This window comes from Youngiibacter multivorans (genome assembly GCF_017873395.1).
Classification (GTDB): domain Bacteria; phylum Bacillota; class Clostridia; order Clostridiales; family Clostridiaceae; genus Youngiibacter; species Youngiibacter multivorans.
The window spans coordinates 1-24,250 of the sequence record NZ_JAGGKC010000027.1; the positions used below are offsets into that span (position 1 = coordinate 1).

The window sequence follows — 24,250 nt, forward strand, 5'->3', positions numbered from 1 at the left end:
TAAAAATAAAATTTATTATTGCATATATTTAATATTCAAATTTGTATCAAAATCTGCGTTATTAGACATATTAGTACTCAAATATTGATACAATGCATAGTCCTTGAATTTCAAGGGCTATCATTGTTTTTGCGGACAAAACCATAAATGCGTTGATATTACTCACTTATTCTTTAATTCATCTGCACCTGATCAGGTGCTTTTTTGTTTTCAATTATTAATAAATATACAGATATATTGAATAATAGCTAGAACTATGCATCCTTATTTTAAAATATAGATGGTTAGGCTAAATTTTCATGGCTATTTATTGTGCTTTGAAAAACTGAATAATATCAGTGGTGATATATATAAATGCTTGCTATTAACAGCTGATAGAGCGAATATGACCATACCTGAATAAAGTAATGGGGGAGTGTTCGATATGAATCAGTCTAGAGTAACTGTAATACCTGCAATTTTTGAAAGTAAAGGGGAGCAAACTAGGGGAACTCCAGGAAAGATCCATGTGGAGGGTTATACGCTCGCGAATAGGGGAACACGTCCATGGGCAATGGTACGGAAAGATCTTAGAGGGTTTGCTGCAGCCCACACAAATTGGGAGATAACAGGAATAGCAATTGATTATCGTGAGACTGAAGATAAAGAGGGAACCAACCATGTCTTTCCTGCATTATCAAGAAGAATTAAAAATAGAGAATTAGATATTCTTATAGTGCATTCTGGAGGAAATTTGGACTCGGTTCTTCTTATCACTTATTGTTTACTCGTCTATTGTGAATTTTATTCAGTCCAGCTTTATGTTGCTCATAATGGATTGCTGCTATCAGAAGATGACCTGGTGTTTCCTGAGAGCATCATGCTGTAATGAGTAGACTTGCGGGCAGTTTTATCAACATCTATTCGATGGATGTTGCTTCGATGCTCTTTCTCTTGTTGAGCTTTTTCGAATAGATCATTGGAAATTATTTGGGGATGTGTATTAGCAAGCTGAAATTTCGGGTGCTTGCCATTGTTGACATAACGTATTTTTTCTTTGTAGTCATGAGTATATGTTTTCCCGACCAATGAGTTTCCAATATACTTCTCATTCGTAAGGATCGTTTCAATTGACCTTTTTGGCCATGTCTCTTTACCTGTAGGGGATTTTATTCCCTGTAATTTAAGTTCTCTAGTTATTGCTAAAATACTATAACCCTTCAAATACAAATCAAATATGTGCCTGATCAGATCTTAGCAACGTCCTATTTGGAAGAAAGGAGCGGGATTTGACAAATAGGAAATTCTATTGAGTCATCTGGCTGAGAACAATAAGGATGAAGATAAGGATTTATGTCAGAATAGATGTGATGATTAGGAGAGAAGGATAGAAATGTGGAGGAAGTGTAATATGACATTCGAATTTTACACTTCAACGTTCTATTTGGCATATATAGTACATTATTTAATTTCCAATTTGGAATGAAAACGATTAAATTGGATTTGAATTGGAAGAAAATTCATACTAATATTATAAATAACAACACAGACCAATAAAAAAGTTTGTGATTGAAGAACAATAAAAAAGGAGAGTTTTATTATGAATTATGATCCAGTACTAGACAACCATGGACTACCAATGGGACCCTTCAAATCCATATCGGTTCCAAGGCCCATTGCTTGGGTATCAACTATGAGCAAGGATGGAAAATCAAATTTAGCCCCTTATAGTCAGTATATGAATTTGACCTTCGATCCTCCATATGTAATGTTATCAATAAATCAGACAACAGAGGGTGTACGCAAAGACACATGTAATAATATTGAGCAAACAGGTGAGTTTGTTATAAATATGCCTACATATGAACTTCGGGAGGCTTTGAACCGTACAGCTACTCAGTTTCCACCTGGCGTTGATGAATTCATAGAAGCAGGTGTTACAAAGGCACCCTCCATTAAGGTGAAACCGTATAGAGTTGAAGAAAGTCCTATACAGCTAGAGTGTATCCATCATCAAACTTTGAGATTGCCGGGAGCAGGTGCACAAGGAACTTGTGATGTCATTATTGGTAAAGTTGTTATGATTCACATAAAAGATGAAGTTATTGGAGAGAATGGGCAAATTGACATAGTTAAAATTAGGCCTTTGGCTAGACTTGGCTATTGGAATTATACATCAGTTACGGATAGCTTTGAAATGGTTATACCTAATGCAAATAAAGAGCTACTTGTCGGACTACAAGGCGCGAAACAGAAATAAACAGATTAATTAGGTATTTCGGATATTATAGCGCCATAATGATGGCGCTATAATATGGATTACTTACATGAACTTACATGATGAGGCGATGTGAGATTTAACCAGCAAAATCTTTAAATGGCAGATTTTAAGTGTAAAGACAGCACAGAAGAAAACAAAATTTTGGAAGTTTTCATAATATGTGAGGAGTGAATCAGATGGAAAATAAAATTAATCGGTGGTCCGTCTTAATTGCTGGTGTATGCGCTAATTTGTGTATAGGTGCGGCATACGCATGGAGCGTTTTTTCCAAGCCAATAGCAGGAGTATTTAGTGCTTCCCCAAGTCAAGCTGCTTTAGTTTTCAGTATTGTTAATGTATCAATGCCTATATCAATGCTTATTGCAGGGAAAATTCAGGATAAGCATGGCCCCCGACTAATATTTAGAATTGCTGGAGTTATGTTTGGTCTGGGTTATATTATTTCAAGTTTTGCTACATCAATAGAATTCCTATATATTTCATACGGTCTTATCGGAGGAATTTGCAATGGAGCAGTGTACTCGTGTACTGCAGTAAACACAGCAAAATTCTTTCCTGATAAACGAGGTTTAGCGGGAGGATTAATTTCTGCGGGATTAGGATTAAGTTCAGTCATAATTGCTCCTATTGCTGCAAAAATAATTCAACAGAGTGGTCCGCTTTATACATTTAGGATACTCGGCATTGTCTTTATAGTAGTAATTCTCATCGCATCACTTTTCATAAAAGCTGCACCAACTGGATACAGGCCGGAAGGTTGGACACCACCCGCAGTGGCAGCAAATAAGAAAAAATCTTCATTGGTTAGTGGTGTAGAACTTACTTGGAAAGATATGTTAAAAGAACCGCTTTTCTATATTGCTTGGGTGATGCTACTAATTGCTGGAATAGCTGGATTGATGATTATTGGGCATGCTTCAGCGATAGGTCAAGAAATATTTGGGCTGACTCCTGCAATTGCTGCTATTTCAGTTAGTATTTTGGGACTGTCAAATACATTAGGACGTGTATTCTGGGGTTGGGCCTCTGACAAGTTAGGTAGATTCAGAGCTCTTCAAGTCATGCTTGTTATGTTTGCCTTAGGTTTGGGAGTTCTTGCAACAATAGCAAGCACATTCGCTGGATTCTTAGCATGCTTAATGCTGATCGGATCTAGTTATGGTGGATTCTTCGGTGTTTATCCATCAGTTACTGGTGATATGTTCGGAATGAAAAATATGGGTATGAACTGGGGAATAATGTTTACAGCGTTTGCTCCCGCTTCAATAATTGGGCCTTTGTTAGCTGCAAGAGTAAAAGTCTTGAATAATGGCGATTATGGAATGGCTTTTGCTATAGCAGGAGGATTGAGCATTCTTGGAATACTGTTGACATCTTTGGCACTTAATATATTAAAAAAGAGAAGCCAGGCTAATACGAAAGTACAAGTTGAAACTGTAAATTAATAACTCTGGTATACTATTCTGCGAAGCTATCACACAATGTGGATAAGCTTACTAAAGCATCAAACGTGATTGATAAGTTATTTGCACACTTATAAATACTGAATCTGATGTCTCCTACTATAAGTGTGCTATAAACAGAATTTATGATGTTGTTTCTCGAGCCTGATATTGCTTTGTTATATTTAATATTAATCGAACGATTCTGTTTAATATCAAGATTTCCTAAGTGAAAATGAGTAATCTCGTGGTCACAATAAACATCAGTTTGTATTGATTTATTAAATCTCTTTTTTATATTGGGACATTATATTTTAATGTCCCTTTTATATACGAAAAATAGATACAAGAAAACTAGCTATAAATATACAAAGCAAATCTATTAATTATTTAGAGATACTAAAACATACTTAAACGGAGGTAGTAATGGAAAAGAAGGTAGTTATAACAAGTGGAGCAAGAACTGCAGTAGGAGCGTTCATGGGCGGGCTCAAGACAGTTCCTGTGCAGCAGCTTGCAGCTAAGGCCATAACGGAGGCACTCAAGCGATCCAATGACCTGAATCCCGAGCTTGTGGATGAAGTTGTAATAGGTCACGTTGAGTCATCAGGTGAATCACCGAATATCGGAAGAGATGCAGCTCTGCTTGCAGGACTTCTGTCAGCACCAGGAAGCTCAGTCAACAGGATATGCGGATCAGGAATGCAGTCAGTTGCGAACGGCCTGATGCTTATACAGACAGGAAATGCAGATGTTGTTGTAGCAGGCGGTGCAGAAAGCCTTTCAAGGGCTCCTTTCTATCTTCCGCTCGAGGCAAGATATGAAGGCCTTAAGATGGGAAACTCGGTACTTAACGATGCCAACAGCACATACCACTACAATGCTCAGCCTGCACCTCAGTATCCGAGGATGCACATGGGAAACACCGCTGAGAACGTGGTAAGGCGTCACTCCATACCAAGAGAGGATGCGGACAAGTTTGCATTCGACAGCCAGATGAAGGCAAAAGCGGCCATGGAAAGAGGAAGATTCGACAGGGAGATAGTTCCTGTAGAGATTGCTGGAAGAAAGGGTGCAGTAACAGTAATAGACAAGGATGAGCATCCAAAGCCGGCTACAAACATGGAAGGACTTGCGAAGCTCAAGCCTGCATTCGAGAAGGAAGGGACTGTAACAGCCGGAAATGCATCAGGACTAAATGATGCAGGTGCCGCAGTTGTCATGATGAGCCAGGAGAAGGCTGATGCGCTTGGACTTGAGGCTTTGGTTGAAGTAGTGGACTTTGCAGTAGTTGCACTTGACCCAAGCGTAATGGGACTCGGACCGGTCTACTCCATAAGGAAGCTCCTTGAGAAGACTGGGCTTAAAAAAGAAGACATCGATGTATATGAGATCAACGAGGCATTTGCAGGACAGATGCTCGGATGCATGAAGGAACTCGACATGTACCTTGACAGCCCGCTTTATGAAAGGATCAACCCTAACGGTGGAGCCATAGCACTCGGACATCCACTGGGAGCTACAGGCACAAGGCTTGTAATCACAGCAATGTATGAGCTCATCGAGAAGAACAAGAAGTATGCGATAACCAGCGCATGCATTGGCGGCGGAATGGGCATAGCGGTTCTTCTGAAGAATCCGAAGGCATAGCAGCAAGCAGTAAGATAAAGTAGAAAGCAAATAATAGGAGGATATGAAATGAGATTAGAAGGAAAAGTTGCAGTAGTCACTGGTTCAGCAAGAGGATTGGGGAAAGCGATAGTCGAGAGGCTTGCTAAAGAAGGGGCCAAGGTTGTAGTAACAGACGTAAATGAGGAGGGATGCATTAGTACAGCAAACGAAATAATAGCAAATGGCGGAGATGCACTGGCGGTAAAATGCGACGTTACAAGCAGGGAATCGGTTGAGGCACTTGCATCGGCGATTATTGCCAAGTACGGGAAGATCGATATACTTGTCAACAACGCAGGAATCACAAAGGACTCATCACTTAAGAAACTCACTGACGCGGCATGGGATGCAGTAATCAACGTAAACCTTAAATCTGTTTTCCTCTGCACTCAGATCATGAGCAACTACATGGTAGAGCAGAAGTGGGGAAGGATCATCAGCCTGAGTTCACTTGCGGGAGTTGCTGGAAACTTCGGACAGACGAACTATTCTGCATCAAAGGCAGGAATAATCGGATTGACTAGGACCTGGGCGATAGAGCTTGGCAAAAAGAATGTCACAGCAAATGCAATAGCACCTGGATTCATGAACACAGAAATGACAAAGACCATACCAGAGGACATCAAGAAGACTCTTCTTGCAGCTATTCCGGTCGGAAGAATGGGAGAGCCTGAGGAGATCGCTGCTGCCGTAGTATACCTTGCATCTGATGAAGCTGGATTCGTAAACGGAGTCACGCTCAACATCAATGGCGGAGCATACGTTAACTAAATCAGACATTAGAATGTTGCAGACGAAGAATTGTCAATTATTATGAAGGAATCCTATTGAAAGTGAAGCTTAGGGAGAATTCTAGGGAAGGTGTTTTATAGTCAATGGCTTAGTTACTCAAAAGCATGTAAATCGTGTCATTTGAAATCTATGACATGGAATAAATCCTTGCTAGAGCTCCCAAGCAGCACTGTGGTGTTTTTCATAATTCAAAATTAAATAGTTGAATATAATGTATTACTCTCGTGTAGTTTTCATATGTCTACAACTACGCGGAGAGGATAGCGAAAACCTTGTTATCATGATTTCGATTTTTCAAGTAATGGATTACTATTTTCTGGGCTCACTTTAGTCCAGTCGTAATAACTTTCATTATAAGTATTGTAAGTACTAAATGGATTGTAATCTACCAAAAGGAGTAATTAATTAATGTTAACCACAAAGAGATTTTTTGTTTTTATAATCGGCCTTTTGGTCTTATCTTTCGGAATTGCATTATCAATCAGGTCAGGATTAGGAATATCACCTGTTAGCTCAGTTTCATTTGTGCTGAGCCGTATAATTGGCATTTCTGTAGGTAACACGACGACTGCATTCTACTCATTCTGCGTGTTACTTCAGCTTTTTATACTTAAGAAAGATTTTAAGCTCAAACATTTCCTTCAAGTTGTCTTCTCATTCGTATTTGGAAAATTTACTGATTTGAGTCTCTTTATCACAAGAGCCTTTATAACAGAAGTTTATATATTTAGGGTTCTAATGCTTTTTGCAAGTTTAGTCATAATAGCATTAGGAGTGTACACTGTTGTGCTAACGGATATAGTAATGATTGCTCCTGATGGCCTTGTAAAGGCGATTGCCGACCATTGGAGTTTGGAATTCTCACAAGTAAAATCAACCTTTGATATTATCTGTGTTTCCATTTCGGCTATCCTATCGCTTGTTTTTCTTGGAAGTATACAAGGATTGAGAGAAGGTACCTTAATATTAGCCCTTTCTATAGGGAGATTGATAGGAATAATATCTAGAAATTATAAAGATATGATTACTGCATTGTATATTTAATAACTAAATAATGTCAATGTTTATACGATAACAATTGAAGTAATGATAACACAGCAAGTATTTTTTAGAGAACTGAGCTGCTTGATCTATCGACCATAGCAGCTGTGAATGGATTCTGCTTCGGTGGCGGCCTGGAATTCGCACTTTGTGCTGACATAAGGCTTCCAAGGACAGTCGGCAAGTCAAATGCCAAGGAGATGCTCTTCACAGGAAAAAGGGTGAAGGCTCAGGAAGCTTTGGAAATGGGACTGGTGAACCACGTATATCCTATGGATGAGCTGATGGGCAAGGCGTTGGAACTTGCTGAGATGATGGTTAGGAATTCACCTAATGCGATTGCAAAGATCAAGATGCTTGTTGAGAAGGGCGTCGATATGGACCTTGAGGACGGGATAACATTGGAAAGTGATTATTCTGCACCTAACTTCGAATCCCGGGACCAGCTGGAAGGCATACAGGCATTTTTTGAAAAGAGAAAACCAAATTATAGGAGATAAGGAGAAATAGGTATGAAATTGACTAAAGAGCAAGAGATAATAGTTAAGCTTGCCAAGGACTTCAGCTTGCGAGAGGTAGAACCGCTTGCTGCAGAAATTGATGAGACAGGTGAATATCCTGATGAACTTGTACAGCTGCTGAAGGACACAGGCTTCCTTGGATGCATATTCCCAAAGAAGTACGGCGGATTCGATACTGACTACCTGACATATGCAATGATAGTTGAGGAAGTATCCAAGTACGATGTGGCAACAAGCATGATAATCAGCGGCAACTGCTCACTTTCCGCTGGACCTCTGGCTAAGTTCGGTAGCGAACAGCAGAAGGAGAAGTATCTTACAAAGGTCTGCAACGAGGGCATGATTATGGGCTTCGCCCTTACTGAGCCTGGTGCTGGATCTGATGCGGCCGGCGTACAGACCACTGCAGTGCTTGACGGGGATGAGTGGGTAATCAACGGAAACAAGATATTCATCTCAAGCGCAGGAATAGCTGACCTCTACATAGTCATGGCATCGACCGACAAGTCAAAGGGAACACATGGCATATCAGCGTTTCTTGTTGAATACCCAACTCCAGGGTTCACCATACCTAACTTTGAAAACAAGATGGGTATCAGGGGATCACATACAGGGGAGCTCGTTTTCCAGAATGTAAGGATTCCTAAGGATAACCTTCTTGGAAAGCTGGGTCAGGGCTTCCAGATATCGATGCAGGCTCTGGACGGCGGCAGGATAACTGTCGCAGCAAGCTCAGTAGGACTTGCGCAGAGGGCTCTGGACGAGGCTGTCAAGTACTCAAAGGACAGGGCACAGTTCGGTAAGCCGATATCCAAGAACCAGGGTATATCCTTCATGCTTGCTGAGATGGAGACGAAGCTTGCGGCTGCAAGGCTCCTTACCTATGATGCTGCTGCCAAGAAGGCGGCTGGAGAGCCTCATTCCCACGAAGCTGCAATGGCAAAGTATTTCGCTTCAGAGGTCGCTAACTTTGTAGCTGACAAGGCTGTGCAGATACATGGCGGTTACGGCTACACGAAGGATTATGTTGTTGAGAGGCTTTACAGGGATGCGAAGATCCTGGAAATCTATGAAGGAACCACAGAAATCCAGAAGATAGTAATCGCAGGACACGTCCTTAAGAGAAAGTAGGAGGGAACACAATGAAGATACTCGTCTGCGTAAAGCAGGTACCAGATACAACAGAAGTCAAGATAGATCCAGTCAAGGGAACGCTTATAAGAGAAGGCGTTCCAAGCATACTTAATCCTGATGATGCAAATGCAATAGAAGAGGCGTTAAGGATCAAGGACAAATATCCAGACACGAAGATCACAGTAGTATCCATGGGGCCACCATCTGCAGAGCTTGTCCTGTACGAGTGCATGGGAATGGGAGCTGACGATGCATACCTAATAACCGACAGGGCCTTCGGAGGCTCGGACACATGGGCTACATCCAATGTAATAGCTGAAGCAATAAAGTACCTTGGAGAGTTCGACATCATATTCGCAGGCAGGCAGGCTATCGACGGAGATACCGCACAGGTAGGACCTCAGATAGCGGAGAAGCTTGGAATACCTCAGATCACATACGTGCAGAAGGTTGAAATCGAAGGCAACAAGCTTGTGGTTGAGAGAAACCTTGAGAACGGTTATGAAGTCCTTGAGGCTACCACTCCGATAATGCTTACGGCGATCAAGGAACTCAACGAGCCGAGGCTCATGAACATGAGGGCGATCCACAAGGGCTTCCATGAGGCTGGAATCAAGCAGATCACAAATGCCGAACTGAAGATTGAACTGGATATGGCAGGACTTAAGGCATCACCAACGAATGTAAAAAAGACATTCACCCCGGAACTTATCGTCAAAGGAACAAGGATTGAGGGCAATCCAAAGGATGCTGCAAAAGAACTGATCAGGCAGCTTAAGCTGAACCATATAATTTAGTCTTCACGAAAGGAGAAACAGATGAAACTTATCGGAAATAAAGATGAATTTAAAAATGTGTGGGTCTATGCAGAGCAAAGGGAAGGCGAGCTGCAGAAGATAGCCCTTGAACTTGTAGGTGAAGGAAAGAGACTTGCTGAAAAGCTAGGAGTGGAGGTATGTGCGGTACTAGTAGGAAAGAACGTACCAGGACTCACAGGCAAGCTTTTCGAATACGGAGCGGACAAGGTATACGTTGTCGAGGATGACCTCCTTGAGCACTACACTACAGATGGGCATACAAAGGTCATCAGCGAGATGATTGATAAGCTGAAGCCTGAAATCATGCTCATCGGAGCGACAAACATAGGAAGAGACCTTGCACCAAGGATAGCTTCCAGAGTATCCACAGGACTGACTGCAGACTGCACCCATCTGGATATTGAAGCTGAAACAAGGACACTGCTTCAGACTAGACCTGCCTTCGGAGGCAACCTGATGGCTACTATAATAAATACTGAGTTCAGGCCGCAGATGTCCACAGTAAGGCCTGGAGTAATGGATCCACTTGACCCGGTTGAAGGAAGGACAGGGGAAGTCATAAGGATAACACCTAATATTTCCGCAGCGGATGTCAGGGTCAAGGTAAGGGAGATCGTAAAGGCGAAGAAGAAGGGCGTGCTCATTGAAGAGGCTCATGTGATAGTATCTGGCGGACGAGCCATGGGAGGTCCTGAGGGCTTTGAGATACTCAAGCCTCTTGCAGAGAGACTCGGAGGAGAGATCGGTGCATCAAGGGCTGCCGTTGACAGCGGATGGATCGAGAAGAGCCACCAGGTAGGCCAGACAGGAAAGACCGTAAAGCCTGTCATATACATTGCATGTGGAATATCAGGCGCAATCCAGCACCTTGCAGGAATGAAGGATTCTGATGTAATCATAGCAATAAACAAGGACCCTGAGGCTCCGATATTCAAGATAGCAAACTATTCTATAGTCGGTGACTACAAGGAAGTCGTTCCAGAATTAATAGAAAATCTTAATAATAATAAATAAACAAATTAAATGGAGGGAAAGAAATGATTGAGTACAAATCAAAAGGGCTATTTTTTGAAGACTTTGAAGTAGGTCAGGAGTTCGCAACAACAAGAAGGACCGTAACAGATGGAGATGTAATAAACTTCGCTTGCCTTACAGGAGACTTCAACCCAATCCACATCGATGATGTTACTGCAGCTGAAGGGCCATTCAAGAAAAGGATAGCTCATGGCCTGCTGGGAGTGGCGATAATGAACGGGCAGATGAACCAGCTTGGAATTTTCGAGGGCACCACGATTGCGAAGGCAGAGGATACAAATAAATATAAATCTCCACTTTTCATTGGTGACACAGTCAGCACACTGATAAAGATCGTCGGAGCAAAACTTAGCAGCAAGGGTGGCAAAGGTACAGTTAATGCAGATACATACCTCATAAATCAAAGAGGTGAAATTGTGACTGAAAGCAACAATGTAATACTCATAAAGTGTAGAGAGTAGGGAGTAATGAGTATGAGAGAATTTTATGACAGCATGGAACTGTATGCAAGAAAGCTGCAATGGTTACCAAAATAGAGACATATCATAATGAACAAACGGATAGGAGTTGATGGTGAGATGAAAGTGATAAGCCAAGAAGAAGCAGTAAAAATGGTTAAAGATAATGATACAATTATCACAGCTGCATTTGGGATGCATGGATTTCCTGAAGAATTCGCTATGACTCTTGAGAAGAGCTTCATTGAAACAGGAAAGCCGGTTGGAATAACATACTTCAATGCAGCTGCGAGTGGAGACTTTGGACAAAGTGGAGTGGCACATCTGGCGCACGAAGGACTTCTCAAGAGAATTATTACAGGACATTTCGGATCAGGAGGACCAGCTCTTCAAAATCTCATTGTAAAGAATAAGATTGAAGCATATAACATGCCACAAGGAGTTCTTGCCAATATACCAAGATACATAGCAGCAAGAAAACCTGCGCTGATTACAAAGGCAGGACTTGGGACTTTTATTGATCCAAGAAATGAGGGTGGGAAAGTTAATGATAAAACAACAGAGGATCTAATTGAACTCATAAATATAAACGACGAAGAATATATGATGTATAAGCTTCCCAAAATTGACGTTGCAGTAATAAGAGGTACATATGCAGATGAAAATGGCAATGTATCAACTGAAGATGAAGCAATGCATACTGATCCTCTCGCTGTTGCGACTGCTGCAAAATCATGTGGTGGAATTGTAATAGCAGAGGTAAGATCAATAGTAAAAGCAGCTACATTGCATCCTAAAAAGGTTAAAGTGCCGGGACTTATGGTAGATTATGTTGTCCTTGCTAAACCTGAAAATCACCGCCAGAACGCAACAACGATTTTTAATCCTGCTCTATCTGGGGACATGAAAATTCCTCTTAACTCAATTCCAAAGATGCCACTAAATGAAAGGAAAATAATCGCTAGAAGGGCATCGATGGAACTGATTCAGAATGCTGTAGTTAATGTAGGAGTTGGAATTCCTGATGGGGTTCCAACTGTAGCAAATGAGGAGGGTGTAAGCGGTGATATTTACATGGGAACTGAAGCTGGGGTAATAGGTGGAATTGCTGGCCAGGGTGCATTTGACTTCGGGAGTGCATATAATTCTGAAGCAATAATTGAGCATTCTCAACAGTTTGACTTCTATGATGGCGGCGGAATTGATGTAACATTTCTTGGACTTGGTGAGTCAGATTATTCTGGCAATGTAAATGTAAGCAAACTTGGTGGCAAACCTGTTGGAGTAGGCGGGTTTGTAAATATCACACAGAATGCTAAGAAGGTTGTTTTTTGTGGCACATTCACTGCAGGAGGACTTAATGAAGAAATAAAAGATGGGAAGCTTCTCATATTGAGTGAAGGGAAAAACAAGAAGTTTAAAAAGAATATTGAGCAAATATCCTTCTCAGCAGCAGTATCAACAAAGAACAATCAGCCAGTACTTTATGTTACTGAAAGAGCTGTATTTGAACTTATTAATGGAAAACTAACACTTACTGAAATCGCTCCGGGTATAGACGTTCAAAAAGATATCATCGATCAGATGGAATTTACGCCTGAAATTTCAGAAAAGCTTAAAATAATGGACAATGACATATTCTATGAAAAATGGGGTGGGTTAAGAGATATTATCTACAGAAACAAATGATTAGGTATTAATTATAAAATCAAAAAAGTGATGGTAGCGGTTACTTCTTATTAGTAAATCATCATCACTTTTTCTGCTTTTATTAATTCAATTCCAATATTGTGAATAACTAAAGCGTACAGAAACTTTAATATTAGTACTAGCAACCTATTTGAATTATTTAAGAACTTAGTGTACATTAATAACATCAACTATTATATAGAATGTTATCAATACAGTTAAGTATGATCAGGGGTCAAATTTATTGTCTTAGTTTTATACTTAAATTTTCAATAATGAATATATTAGGTGTATAGAATTTTAGTGCTAGAAATATTATATATTAATAAATGCAAATATTAGAGTATTATAGGAGGTTTGAGTTTGGATAATATTGATGTTGAATCCGTACTAAATGTTGCACGATATCTGAATTTTGCTTTTGCAGCAGAAGATATGTCTTTCTCTGCTTCTGCGATCTCAAAGAGAATAATGAGCGTAGAAAAGGAACTCGGAGTTATGTTATTTGAACGTAATGGACGCCAAAAAGTTGCTCTCACACAAGTTGGTGAAGAAATATTACCTTTTTTTAAACGCATTAAGCTTGAGCATGATCATATAATAAATTATATATCTTCAGATAAAAAAAGGCTTACCCTCAATACTGCCTGCTCCTATTTTATTGGAGCGGTTGGGGTTGAGAAGGCTTTTATGAATTATATTTTGGATCACCCTAATATTGAAGCTAAAATTGGTATAGTTGATGATGCTGAAATTATTAGACGCATGATTTCTGGGAATATCGATCTTGGCATAACTTTGGTTATGGGTAATATTGATAAGAAAAAAATATTCATAGACTATCCAAATGACAATTTTGAAGTGATTGAAATTCAAAAGAAAATTCCACTAATAGCTTTAAGTACTAAAGACAGTCTGGCGTATGCGAAAGAAATTACTTATGAGAGTCTTAATGATAGGAAATTCGTTTTTATGAAGCATGAATATTGTGGAATCGATACTGAAAGAAGGATTGCTGTAGAGAATGCTTGTTTGAAATCAGGATTTAAGTGTAATGCAATTTATGTAGAAGATCCTACCGGAAAGCTGGCACTAGATATGGTTGAAAATAACAAGGCTGTAGCACTATTGGTAGCACATCCAGATTATCAATCCACCAAAATTAAAATTCGGAAAATATCGAATTGTCCATATGAAATTACATTAGTTGCTTACTATTTGAAAGAACGTGTATCTTCGGAACTAGCAGAGTTTATTAAGTACCTATGTTCAGTTTTTCGAGATAATAACTAATATATTGAATTAAAATGTTTAATACTAAAAATAGTTGTTATATTCAATATAAACTTAATAAATATTTATTCAGTTTTCACTTATGTTTCAATCAGAAATATGGAATGGGGGATACTTTTACGCGTAAGCCAATTATGCGGATTAGTATCTTCTTATTGCCAAAACACATGTTGAGACAGTTGTATTGATAGAGAGGGTAAAGCCTTGAGCGCCAAGGTGTTTGGGGATTTGGATGAAATCGAAAAATAATCAAAATGGCACTAAAATTGGGTGAAAACCTCGATTTTAGTGCTTTTTGCATAGGGGGGCATACTTTTACGCGAAATATAAACTAATATAGTCTAGAGTTGATAATAAGTTAATAATCCACAAAGACACATTGTATAAAACTTTATAGTACAAGAAAAACAAATATTTGGAGGTGCTAAAGATTGAATTTTCTTACAAAATAAAGTAAAATTATTACATGATATATTTGTGTAAGTTAAGTGATTTTATTTTGAATATTGATAACTAAGTAGGAAATTCTATTGGGTTTTTATAGTATTAGATTTCAGTAAAGATTTTCAATATTATAAAGGAGATGTATTATATGAAATTCAAGTTCAGAAGGTGTTGGATGGCACTTCTAATTTTGATGAGTCTGAACATTTCGATAATTGCTAATGCAGCTACCTTATACCCTATTGAATATAGTTCTGGAAAGCAAACTGTCGTTGTTAGAACTGCAACCGGACAGACATTTACAACTACTAATAGTGCTCTACTAAATAGTATACAGTTAAACATAATGGCTAAGGATGATAAGAAAACTTTTGACGTAAGAGTTGAAGTATGGTCTATGAAAAATGGATTTCCATATTTATTGATTGATGTAAGTGAGCCTGTGACTATTTTAAATGGGTCATTAAAAGGAATAGCAGATGCAATTCCCAATTTAAGCGATATGACTGAATTCAATTTTTCTGGAAAAAAACAATTGGACAGTGGGAGTGAATATGTACTTGTATTAGTTGGAGCGTCGAGTAGTAATAAAGTAGCAGTACAATATTCAAATCGAAACGGTACTTATAGTGGTGGAAACTATCTCACATGGAGTGGCTATCCATATCCTAATTCAGGCTGGAATATATACTCTGGTAAAGACTTAAACTTTAGAGTAAATGCAATCGATGAATTTACATTGACAATAAATTATGAGTATGAGAATGGGGCTGTAGCTGCGCCATCGATTAATAAAAGTATATTTATTAACGATGTATATAATATTCCATCACCAGTAATTGATGATTGTTTGCCAAGTCTTGCGTCTGTTGAAGGAACTATGACTGCTGACAATAAGGTAATAACAATAACATATAGTTCGATTTATTTACCTGCAAATGGATATTTGCTAGATGTTGATGGTGGCGATGATTTGTTTGGAGTTTTGTACAAAAAAACTGATATAGATAATGGGGTCTATTACAAACAAATTAGTAAGAATGGTATTTGGGGTCCTGAAAAACTTATCGCTAATAATGTCAGCGAAGCAAAATTGGAAATTGATAATTTAAACTCACCACATATAGTATATACATACGAAGGTAAAGTTGTTCATAAGTTATTTAATGGTTCTTATTGGGATGAAACTATAGTATATGATAATACTGAGGGAAAATGTAGTAGTCCAGATATTGCTGTTGATAGTAATAATAAATCACATATCACATTTACTTTTACGTCTGGAACGTACAGGACAACAAGTTTTAAACGCTATATTATGTATTCAACTAATACAAGCGGCTCTTTCATTAACTTAATAAAGTATTCCGACTTGTATCATGAAGGAACATATGGAGGAGCCTCATGGAGTAAGGAATATGGAAGAGGTTCCCTAATTGCTATTGACTCGAATGACAACTACTACATTGTTACACATCAATACGAGTGGATATCCGGATATTCTGTAACAAATGAATTACTACTTACATCGAACCTTGGTTCTGGCTCCTTGGTCAAATGGATTCGTGTTTCAGGTGAAATTGGACTCGATTTAAAAGATCTTACATCAACAGGGAACGATATTGGGATTTTGTATGGGTACAACTACGAAATTCGGAGAGCGGCCATTTCAATAGCAGAATCTGTAATTCAGATATCAAATCAAAGCATAATCCCAATTTATCATGTTACGTCATTAGCTGATGTTGATAGCAATAGTGTTGCTGGGGGAATTTCTTCAACAATTAATCTCCAAGTTGATTATAATGGTTCAATAATAAATCATGACAATATCATAGTTAAAGATTATAAAGTGTTCATAAAATATTTAAATGGAAGTTTTTATGCTATATATAGAGACAATAATGATAGTTTTATAAAAGTTATGAAAATTACTTCCTAAATTAGAAAATTGATTTATAACAAACTCTAAGGAAGGAAATGCGAAGAAAACAAATCGATATTTATATTCTAATAATTTACAATAAAGCTTCTGAATATTCAGAAGCTTTATTGTAAGATGATTTGTTTCAAAGTTTGTGAATTTAACAAGGTGCAAAATAAATTCTAATGGTATTCTTTAATAGAGCGATTACATAAACTATCGAGGTTACCTATGAATAGGAATCAACTACCAGAGTTATTATACGACCAAATCAGTACAGTTGAACCATACCCAAATCAAGTTAAGCCAGTTAGTGAAATGCTTAATGTGACAGCATTCTTTCCTGGGGGCAAGGGATTATGGTTGGAAGATAACTCAGACGTTTTTCCAGATGTCCTGGTGCTTGGCCATGATTTTTCCACAGTCAACTATTACAACAAAATGCTTGAAAATGGGCAGAGTGAGATTAACTCGCCAACATGGAGAGTGATGAGAAAGCTTTTTAGTGAAGCTGACTTGGATCTCAATAGATGTTTCTTCAGCAATGTATATATGGGTCTTCGTGATACGGATAAAATGACTGGTGTGTTTCCTGGTTCTAAAGATAAGGAATTTGTTAAACGGAACCTCGAGTTCTTAAAGACTCAGATCAGTACAGTAAATCCGAAATTTATTATTACACTAGGCAAACCTGCTTCAATTAACCTAGCTCTTCTCTCCGAGCAACTAGTTGAGGAGTGGTCAAAAGGCAAAGCATTAAGTAGAGCTAATAATGGATTGAAAAGAGATGTAATAACAGACGGACACAGTTATGTATGTGTTTCTTTAGAGCATCCATCAATGAGAAATCAGAATGTGAAAAGAAGAATATACGAAAATGAAAGGGGTAAATATTCGGGTAATGAAGCAGAAATAGAAATGCTAAAGGATGCACTCAAATAATGAGCACCAGTAAAAGGTGTCCAAATTGACCATAGAGCCTTATGTTCTGTCAATTATGTAGCCTTGTTTGGAGGAACTAAGATGAGCAGTTTTTGTAAATTTGAAATTGGACAAATAGTAACTAATAACGAAATAGTCTCTGAATTTCAATGTGGAAACATGGGTGGGATGCGAAAATCTAATGCGAAAAACTCCTTAGTTCTTATTAGTGATCACATGAAGAGTCTTTACGATGATAAATGGACCGGAGATATTTTGAATTACACTGGCATGGGGAAATCTGGAGACCAGAGCTTGGATTTTATGCAGAATAAGACTCTTGTAATTTCAAGAACAACTGGAATTGAAGTGCACCTTTTTGAGGTTCTAATTCCGACACAATATATCTAAAAGGGCAGAGTTACTCTTGAAGGAGAGCTATATAAAGAAGTCCAAAACGGTGATGATGGAATTCCAAGATATGTCTGGATGTTTCCCTTGAAACTTAACAATGAATCAGAACCAATACCTGAGGAAATCCTTGAGGAAAACATAAGAATAAAAGAGAAGATTGCACAAAAGCTATCTTTGAAGGACTTAAAGAGAATTGCTGAGAAAAATGAGAGCGAAATTGTCAGCAGCCGCAAAGTCATGAGTAATGCTTATATCAGGGATGCTTACGTTGCAGAATATGCCAAACGTAAAGCCAACGGAGTGTGTCAGTTGTGTGGCCATAAAGCTCCATTCTCAACCAGTGCAGGGGTTCCATATTTGGAGTGTCATCATATTGAATGGATCTCAAATGGAGGTAGCGATACTATCGAGAACACGGTTGCGTTATGTCCGAACTGTCACAGGAAGATGCATGTTTTGAATCTAATTAGCGATAAGGAAAAATTAATAATGGCTGGAAAATAATGAATCAATAACGAATACAAATAGAGTCAGTAATGATTGTGGGTGATTTAACTCAAACATCTCCATCATATTTGAAAGCACAAATTGATTCATTGAAAGCTCGTGATTTCAGAGGCTTTTGTCGTATGGACCATATTGATGTTAGGGATTTTCTAAAAAAGACTTTGATACAGCAGAGAATCCTTTGTAGATGAACTCGCTGCTGTATTAAGGCAATTGTTGCAAATTAATTAGTAACTATTATGCTAATAAAATAAAGTTTAGACTAATAGAATTCCTATTTAGCAGGTAGAGTGATTATTCTATGCTTCGATTTCCTACAGCCAAAATAAAGTCTGCCATCGTCATAGCCGAATTCACAAACAAACGAGCATGATGTTCTGCGATATTTATGCGTTTGGCTCCAACACCATGAGAATCGCTTCCTTTATTTCGCATTTCAGCGATAGCAGAAAGAACTTTTTCGAGGCCAGAAAGTAGCCTATTTATTCTTTTGTCGATGTCACTATCTTGGTGCATATTGTGTAACTGCTTGACTTGACTATACAATTTGCCAATATCGCCACTTTCGGATGGGGCTTCATCTTTTTTTTCAATAACGTAACAAAATACCTCTTCTAGTAAAGTTCTAGATTTTGTAATGGCGCTATCATAATTACCGTCCATTACATCCTGCATTGCTCGTTCGGACAATTTTACAATATAATTGCGGTCAATCATTCTAATAGCTGGTGCAGTAACTTCAACAGTTGAACCAATCATATTTATTCCAAAATTTTCTCCAACCTTTACTAATTCATTACCACCAAAATATAAGATACCGTTGATTTGTTTTATGACTGTTTCAATGATCTGAGTGTATGATGATTCTATTACTTCGGGGGTATGTCCTTTTAGTTTTTCGACAAACTGTCCTTTTGAGAATAAAAAATTCAATAATTCTGATTCTCGATGATTCTCAATACAGTACGAAAGTAAATTGTCAAGATATACCCATCTACTCTGTGCTCCTCCATTCCAGCCGTATGTAACAGGTAATCCAAATCTATTGGATATATCGCATAGAACCGGGCCGCTCAAATAGGGCATAGAGTTTCCTATGTCTCCATTTGAATCAGTGCTATCAATTTGTCCAAATGCTATGTCCCCATCAAGTATCGACAGAATGCTTTTATTTCTAAGTAACTCGAACATATTACTTTGCTGAGACAATTTTAACACCTCACTTCGATTTTTCACAAAGTGGCAGCAGATTTTGTAGCTTTTCAACAATTCGCCTTTGCTCTGCAATAGGTGGAACAGGAACTAAATAATCTTTCAGAGTTTTAAGGCCTAATTCCTTTTGTTTGGTTGTTCCAGAAGATTGACTCTCAATTACAAATTGTATGCTGGGACTCGCCCAATAAGCGTATAAAAAGCGAGGTAATATTAGATTTTGCTTAAGTCTTATTACGGTGACGTGACTATCAGCTACTGCTAACTCATATTGGTTGTGTTCAGCTGGGTAGAGTGCAGCACGACCAAGCGTTCCTAGTCCAGTCGAGTTGATTAATAAATCTTCATCACGTAAAAAGCGCTCTTCTGAATAGGTTGAAAGTGTATTAGGATCAATGAATTGAGCCCTCTCATGATGGAATCCGTCCCACTGAATACACTTTTGTGAGACTACCGGGATCTTTTCAATGGAAGAATATTTGGGTGATTTCCCTCTTTGTAAATAAGTGCATAATTTAGACAAATTAGCCCACTTCCAAGAATCAGGAACTGAAAAGGGTGGTTCAATTATTGATTCATCAATACCTTCTAGTTTAGGTGGGACATCAGTCATTATTTGTTCGACAAGTTGCCCCTTCACAGCTGCTTGAAGAAGTGAATTTTTCATCTCTAATGGGAATTCTGAATTGAGCTGTCCGAGTTCAAGCGCAATTTCGTTAATGTTACTCAGTTGGATACTATTATTACCTGATAGGTATTCATGAAAAGCATTTGTAGCAATATCAATTTGGCTTTCAAGTTCTTCCCGTCTAGTTACATAATTAGATAGTGTTTCATCAGGTGATAGGATAATTCTTTCTTTATATGGATACTGACAATAATTAAGATCATAGTTATTTAAAACAACATCATCAACTGGAACAAATAATGACTTCCATGTATCCGTTAAACTAGCGTCCTCCTTGCTGTCCTTTATCTCTTCTCGATTATTCCACCATTCGATTACTGGACAAAAATGTGCTTTTGTCATTGGTTTTGTTTTTGAGAAGTGTTTATATTCATTAGGTATATCTAAACGATAATACCATATGCCTTTAGTAGGATGTGTTCGATCAAAAAAGAGAATATTGGTAGTAATATCTGTATACGGTGAAAAAACACTATGTGGCATTCGAATAACTGTATGTAGGTTATATTCACCGAGAAGTTTTCTTTTTATAGCTTTTTTTATGTTGTCAGTACCCGATAAAAAGCCATCAGGTATGATAACAGCAGCACGGCCGCACTTCTTCAGTCGATACATTATTACGGACATGAAAAGATCTGCTGTTTCGCTGCTAGCAAGATCTGAGGGGAAATGCTTTTTAATATCTGCTTTTTCGTTGCCACCATACGGAGGATTCATTAGGATGACGTCAAATTGATCGTCTTCCGTATAGTCTAATACATCCCTTAGAAGAGAATTGTCATGAAAGATTTTGGGGATATCAAGACCATGGAGAAGAATATTTGTGATACAAAGCATATACGGAAACTGCTTTTTTTCTATTCCAAAAATCGATTTATCATATTCGATCTGATCTTCAGTTGTCTTTATTGATGGGGCAAGTTCCTTGAGCCAGCTCGTAATAAAGCCACCGGTTCCGCAGGCAAAATCTGCCATCCGTTCACCGATTTGGGGCTGTATCATTTTTGCCATGAAATCCGTAACGGCACGAGGTGTATAAAACTCACCAGCAGAACCTGCACTCTGCAATTCACGCAGGATTGACTCATAGATATCACCGAAGGCATGGCTTTCCTCATAATCACTCAAATCCAATTCATCGATTATGTTAATAACTTGACGGAGTAAAACTCCATCTTTCATGTAGTTATTTGCATCTTCAAACGTAGTCCTGACAATGGATTTCTTGATAGGTGTCTCAGGTGTAATAGTCAATCCTTTAAGAGTGGGAAACAGTGTGTTATTGATAAAGTTCATTAGTCTTTCACCGGTCATTGCCTTCCCACTTTTGTCATCAACAGCCCAATTTCGCCAACGACAATCCTCGGGGATTATTGACTTATAGTATTTCTCATCAATGTCCCAGTCTTTCTCTTTAGAGTCATACACCTTTAAGAAGAGCATCCACGCAATCTGCTCTATCCTTTGAGCGTCACCGTTGATACCTGCATCATTTCGCATTATATCGCGAATTCTTTTTACAAAATTTCCTAAATTGTTCATAGTAATTAACCTACCTTATAAAGTTCTTCTTCTAATTCTCTGATAGCTTGCAGATATCCGTCTTTACCTCCAAAAAACTGTGCTATCTTTGAAGGCTTACCGAACTTCAAGAACGGATCAAGCTTCAAAACCTCAGTTTTTTCAATTTCATATACACCTGTGTTCATATACTTGTCAAGAAGAGCTTCCAGAACCTCACGAGCTACACCGTTATATTTACTCAAGAAATCTCTCTTCTTGACATTATTTGCTCTTTCACGACGTGTCAGTGGTTTTTGCCCAAATGCAACATGACAAATGAAATCAAAATCGTCAACATCAACCATATTCTGTTCTACCTTCAGGCTCTCAAGATCAATACCACGCTCTAGGAGTAAATTCTTAATGCTCTCCTTCTTATCTTCAGAGGACCACTTACTAATAAAATTGTCTAAAGAGGCGTATGATCCTAGAATGTTGGACTTGGTGTAATCAATAATGCTTTCCTGTCTGAGCAATTTGCCGTTGGAGTCATATATCGAAACGGTTTTTCCTATCACTATGACTGTACAGCCGTATTCATCAACGATAGGTTTCTCATTTTTTTCTGGACCGGGGCTGGGAGGAGTAACAGAACCCGGTGTCACTGGATTTGGTCCTCCCTTGTCGAATTTATCGTCCTGCTCAATAGGACCGTCCCATTCAGGATCTGCAAAAAGACATGTGACGTTTCGGAAATCCATTACTGTAAAGTGCGTTTTACCCTCCTTCTCACGGAGTCGCGTGCCGCGACCAATAATCTGCTTGAATTCAGTCATTGAGCCTATCATCTGGTCTAGAACAATCAATTTGGTCATCTTGCAGTCTGCACCAGTGGAGAGAAGCTTCGAGGTAGTTGCAATCACAGGATAATTAGCAGAAACAGAAATGAAGTAATCAATTTTACTTTTGCCATATACATCGCTTCCAGTTATGCGAACAACATAATCCGGATTCTGTTTAACCATATCGGAGTTGAGATTTATCAGAGAAATTCTCATCCGCTCGGCGTGATCTTCGTTGGCACAAAAAACAATCGTCTTCTGCATTCTATCCGTGCTTTTAAGGTATTTAGTGATTTCCCGTGCTACTTCGTGTGTCCTGCCATCAATTACGATTTTATAGTCAAAGTCGCTGTTTGTATAAATTCGATCTTCAATTTCCTGGCCATTCTTATCAAGCTGGCCTTTGAATGGACGCCAGCCCTCACCAATATTTGTGTGAATATTAATGACGCGAAATGGAGCAAGGAACCCGTCTTCAATACCTTCACGAAGACTGTAAGTATATATCGGTTCGCCAAAATAATCAATATTGGAGATATATTTCGTTTCTTTTGGTGTAGCAGTCATACCGATTTTTGTAGCTGAGTTGAAATAATCAAGAATCCTTCGCCAATTACTGTCCTTTTTTGCTGATCCCCGATGACACTCATCCACAATAATGAGGTCAAAGAAGTCCCGCTGGAACAGGGTAGCAAGACGGCTGACTGTTTCGTCTTCATTGTCTTCTACCTCTTCATCTTCACGGTCGGTCAACTGCTGATATAGTGAGAAATATACTTCATGAGAAGTAATGGTAATAGGGTCATCTTTGGCAAAATTGATTTTATGAATAGTCTTTTCAAGTGGAGCGAAATCTTGTTGAATGGACTGATCAACAAGAATATTGCGGTCAGCAAGATACAGTACCTTTTTCTTCATTCCGCTTTTCAGCAAACGGTAGACAATTTGAAATGCTGTATAAGTTTTGCCAGTACCAGTAGCCATTACGAGCAGAAGGCGTTGTTGTCGCCTAGCAATCGCATCAACTGTACGGTTGATAGCATTACGCTGATAATACCGAGGTGCATATGTATTCTGACTTGTATAGTATGGCTGACCGATGATTTGCTTTCCTTGGTCAGATAGTACTTTGGCCGCTTGATATCGGACCATTAACTCTTCTAAAGATGGAAACTCGGTTAGAGGGATCTGTCTTTCAAAACCAGTCAGAAAATCGTGTTCAAAAAAAGCATCGCCGTTTGAACTATAAGCAAAAGGCACATCAAGCATCTGTGCATATGTCATGGCTTGCTGCATTCCAAAGGATACGGAGTGATTATTGTCTTTTGCCTCAACAATAGCAATTGGATTGTTCTCATTTACATAAAGTATGTAGTCAGCTTTTTTAGGTTTCTCCCGGAATACAAAATTGCCCTTGAGGTTGATCTTACCATCCGTAATTTTGGTTTCCATAGTAATATGGTCAATGTTCCATTTCATAGTAATCGCAGGAGTGATGAAGCGAAGCTTTATATCTTCCTCGGTCATCAGCTTTTTGTTAATCACGAACAATCGCTCCTTTCCGATATGACGTACAGTTTATGATACTCTCGTTTATTCAATACAGTTTATTCAATCAATGAATCCGACAGTTAAGAATTA

General features: G+C 38.6%; 21 protein-coding genes. 17 read left to right on the top strand and 4 right to left on the bottom strand.

The features are described 5' to 3' along the window. Window positions 1-424 precede the first annotated feature (424 nt). Complete coding sequence (locus J2Z34_RS13775; protein ID WP_209460447.1) at window positions 425-868, top strand: hypothetical protein; 444 nt, start codon at window positions 425-427, stop codon at window positions 866-868. Here the strand turns inward: J2Z34_RS13775 and J2Z34_RS17990 are convergent. After that, window positions 808-1,230, bottom strand: a complete 423-nt coding sequence (locus tag J2Z34_RS17990; protein WP_425348050.1) for a recombinase family protein — start codon at window positions 1,228-1,230, stop codon at window positions 808-810. The genes J2Z34_RS13775 and J2Z34_RS17990 overlap by 61 nt on opposite strands. Before the next feature lie 349 nt (window positions 1,231-1,579). Between J2Z34_RS17990 and J2Z34_RS13785 the strand changes: the two genes are divergently transcribed. The 16 genes from J2Z34_RS13785 (at window position 1,580) to J2Z34_RS17655 (ending at window position 18,361) form a co-directional block, all read left to right on the top strand. Next, window positions 1,580-2,239 carry a flavin reductase family protein gene (locus J2Z34_RS13785; RefSeq protein WP_209460449.1) on the top strand — a complete coding sequence of 220 codons (660 nt, stop codon included), beginning with the start codon at window positions 1,580-1,582 and terminating at the stop codon, window positions 2,237-2,239. Window positions 2,240-2,436: 197 nt separating this feature from the next. Continuing rightward, window positions 2,437-3,705 carry an L-lactate MFS transporter gene (locus J2Z34_RS13790; protein WP_209460450.1) on the top strand — a complete coding sequence of 423 codons (1,269 nt, stop codon included), beginning with the start codon at window positions 2,437-2,439 and terminating at the stop codon, window positions 3,703-3,705. Between the two features lie 423 nt (window positions 3,706-4,128). Beyond that, window positions 4,129-5,352 (top strand): thiolase family protein, encoded by a 1,224-nt coding sequence (locus tag J2Z34_RS13795; protein ID WP_209460451.1) that lies wholly within the window; start codon window positions 4,129-4,131, stop codon window positions 5,350-5,352. A gap of 48 nt (window positions 5,353-5,400) precedes the next feature. Further along, the gene (gene fabG, locus J2Z34_RS13800; RefSeq protein WP_209460452.1) at window positions 5,401-6,144 is read left to right on the top strand and encodes a 3-oxoacyl-ACP reductase FabG; all 744 of its coding nucleotides are present in this window, start codon (window positions 5,401-5,403) and stop codon (window positions 6,142-6,144) included. Between the two features lie 429 nt (window positions 6,145-6,573). Next, on the top strand, window positions 6,574-7,209 hold the full coding sequence (locus J2Z34_RS13805; RefSeq protein WP_209460453.1) for a YczE/YyaS/YitT family protein: 636 nt from the start codon (window positions 6,574-6,576) through the stop codon (window positions 7,207-7,209). A 104-nt stretch (window positions 7,210-7,313) separates the two neighbouring features. Continuing rightward, window positions 7,314-7,706, top strand: a complete 393-nt coding sequence (locus J2Z34_RS13810; RefSeq protein ID WP_209460454.1) for an enoyl-CoA hydratase/isomerase family protein — start codon at window positions 7,314-7,316, stop codon at window positions 7,704-7,706. 6 nt (window positions 7,707-7,712) lie between these two features. Beyond that, window positions 7,713-8,858, top strand: a complete 1,146-nt coding sequence (locus tag J2Z34_RS13815; protein ID WP_209460498.1) for an acyl-CoA dehydrogenase family protein — start codon at window positions 7,713-7,715, stop codon at window positions 8,856-8,858. Between the two features lie 11 nt (window positions 8,859-8,869). Then, the gene (locus tag J2Z34_RS13820) at window positions 8,870-9,658 is read left to right on the top strand and encodes an electron transfer flavoprotein subunit beta/FixA family protein (protein ID WP_209460455.1); all 789 of its coding nucleotides are present in this window, start codon (window positions 8,870-8,872) and stop codon (window positions 9,656-9,658) included. 21 nt (window positions 9,659-9,679) lie between these two features. Beyond that, the gene (locus J2Z34_RS13825) at window positions 9,680-10,693 is read left to right on the top strand and encodes an electron transfer flavoprotein subunit alpha/FixB family protein (protein WP_209460456.1); all 1,014 of its coding nucleotides are present in this window, start codon (window positions 9,680-9,682) and stop codon (window positions 10,691-10,693) included. Window positions 10,694-10,716: 23 nt separating this feature from the next. Then, the gene (locus J2Z34_RS13830; RefSeq protein WP_209460457.1) at window positions 10,717-11,175 is read left to right on the top strand and encodes a MaoC family dehydratase; all 459 of its coding nucleotides are present in this window, start codon (window positions 10,717-10,719) and stop codon (window positions 11,173-11,175) included. A gap of 87 nt (window positions 11,176-11,262) precedes the next feature. Further along, on the top strand, window positions 11,263-12,861 hold the full coding sequence (locus J2Z34_RS13835) for an acyl CoA:acetate/3-ketoacid CoA transferase (RefSeq protein WP_209460458.1): 1,599 nt from the start codon (window positions 11,263-11,265) through the stop codon (window positions 12,859-12,861). Between the two features lie 363 nt (window positions 12,862-13,224). Further along, the gene (locus tag J2Z34_RS13840; RefSeq protein WP_209460459.1) at window positions 13,225-14,154 is read left to right on the top strand and encodes a LysR family transcriptional regulator; all 930 of its coding nucleotides are present in this window, start codon (window positions 13,225-13,227) and stop codon (window positions 14,152-14,154) included. 592 nt (window positions 14,155-14,746) lie between these two features. After that, on the top strand, window positions 14,747-16,540 hold the full coding sequence (locus tag J2Z34_RS13845) for a hypothetical protein (protein ID WP_209460460.1): 1,794 nt from the start codon (window positions 14,747-14,749) through the stop codon (window positions 16,538-16,540). Between the two features lie 213 nt (window positions 16,541-16,753). Beyond that, window positions 16,754-17,464: a uracil-DNA glycosylase family protein gene (locus tag J2Z34_RS13850; protein ID WP_209460461.1), complete on the top strand. Its 711-nt coding sequence runs from the start codon at window positions 16,754-16,756 to the stop codon at window positions 17,462-17,464. 81 nt (window positions 17,465-17,545) lie between these two features. Beyond that, window positions 17,546-17,854 carry an SRA domain-containing endonuclease gene (locus J2Z34_RS17650; protein WP_245250774.1) on the top strand — a complete coding sequence of 103 codons (309 nt, stop codon included), beginning with the start codon at window positions 17,546-17,548 and terminating at the stop codon, window positions 17,852-17,854. 87 nt (window positions 17,855-17,941) lie between these two features. Next, window positions 17,942-18,361 (top strand): HNH endonuclease, encoded by a 420-nt coding sequence (locus tag J2Z34_RS17655; protein ID WP_245250776.1) that lies wholly within the window; start codon window positions 17,942-17,944, stop codon window positions 18,359-18,361. A gap of 297 nt (window positions 18,362-18,658) precedes the next feature. Here J2Z34_RS17655 and J2Z34_RS13860 read toward each other — a convergent pair whose 3' ends face one another. From J2Z34_RS13860 to hsdR, 3 genes are read right to left on the bottom strand one after another with little or no spacing between them, the layout of a single operon-like run. Next, window positions 18,659-19,630 (bottom strand): abortive infection family protein, encoded by a 972-nt coding sequence (locus tag J2Z34_RS13860; protein WP_245250777.1) that lies wholly within the window; start codon window positions 19,628-19,630, stop codon window positions 18,659-18,661. After that, window positions 19,584-21,806, bottom strand: coding sequence for an N-6 DNA methylase (locus tag J2Z34_RS13865; protein ID WP_209460463.1), 2,223 nt, complete (start codon window positions 21,804-21,806; stop codon window positions 19,584-19,586). The genes J2Z34_RS13860 and J2Z34_RS13865 overlap by 47 nt, the downstream gene beginning before the upstream one ends. A gap of 5 nt (window positions 21,807-21,811) precedes the next feature. Continuing rightward, a complete protein-coding gene (gene hsdR, locus J2Z34_RS13870; protein ID WP_245250790.1) occupies window positions 21,812-24,136 on the bottom strand; it encodes an EcoAI/FtnUII family type I restriction enzme subunit R in 2,325 nt (774 codons plus the stop codon). Window positions 24,137-24,250 lie beyond the last annotated feature (114 nt).